We start from the raw sequence: 1,058 nt of genomic DNA, 5'->3' as shown, positions 1-1,058 counted from the left end.
GGCCCGTACCGTCCTGGGGACGGTACGGGCCCTCTCGCGTGTCCGCGTGTACGGGTCCCTCAGCCGAGGCGGGGGTCGCGCGGGGGCTGGCCCGGGGGCTGCTGCCAGGGCTGGCCGGGCTGCGGGTAGGGCTGGCCGCCGTACGGGGGCTGCTGGGGCTGCTGGTACGGGCCCGCGGGCTGCGGGGCCTGCTGCGGGTACGGCTGCTGCTGGGGTTGCTGAGGCGGCTGCGGCTGCTGGCCCTGCTGGGGGCCGCCCCAGTGCGCCTGCGCCGCCTGCTGCTGGGCGCGTACGAAGTCCTCGGCGACCAGCGCGGAGAGGTTGAAGTACGCCTCCCGGGTCTTCGGGCGCATCAGGTCGAGGTCGACCTCGGCCCCCGCCGCGAGGTGCTCGTCGAACGGCACCACGACGACGCCGCGGCAGCGGGTCTCGAAGTGCTGCACGATGTCCTCCACCTTGATCATCTTGGCGGTCTCGCGGACGCCGGAGATGACGGTGAGGGAGCGCGAGACGAGGTCCGCGTACCCGTGGGCGGAGAGCCAGTCGAGGGTGGTGCTGGCGCTGCTCGCGCCGTCCACCGACGGGGTCGAGATGATGATCAGCTGATCGGCCAGGTCCAGGACGCCGCGCATGGCGGAGTAGAGCAGTCCCGTGCCCGAGTCGGTGAGGATGATCGGGTACTGGCGGCCGAGCGTCTCGATGACGCGGCGGTAGTCCTCGTCGTTGAAGGTCGTCGAGACCGCCGGGTCCACGTCGTTGGCGATGATCTCCAGGCCGGAGGGGGCCTGCGAGGTGAACCGCCGGATGTCCATGTACGAGTGCAGGTACGGGATCGCCTGGACCAGGTCCCGGATCGTCGCGCCGGTCTCGCGGCGGACGCGGCGGCCGAGGGTGCCGGCGTCGGGGTTCGCGTCGATGGCCAGGATCTTGTCCTGGCGCTCGGTGGCGAGGGTCGCGCCGAGGGCGGTGGTGGTCGTGGTCTTGCCGACGCCGCCCTTGAGGCTGATGACGGCGATGCGGTAGCAGGACATCACCGGGGTGCGGATCAGTTCGAGCTC

1 protein-coding gene is annotated in these 1,058 nt (G+C 72.0%); it reads right to left on the bottom strand.

Annotation, left to right across the window (positions count from 1 at the left end; translation table 11 throughout):
- Positions 1-59: 59 nt before the first annotated feature.
- On the bottom strand, positions 60-1,058 hold a 999-nt coding region (locus ACFV0Q_RS41980; protein ID WP_385013393.1), incomplete at its 5' end, for a MinD/ParA family protein.

This window comes from Streptomyces sp. NPDC059564 (assembly GCF_042735575.1).
GTDB lineage: Bacteria > Actinomycetota > Actinomycetes > Streptomycetales > Streptomycetaceae > Streptomyces.
The sequence above is the reverse complement of the archived record's forward strand: the minus strand, read 5'-3'. Positions and strand labels throughout refer to the sequence as shown.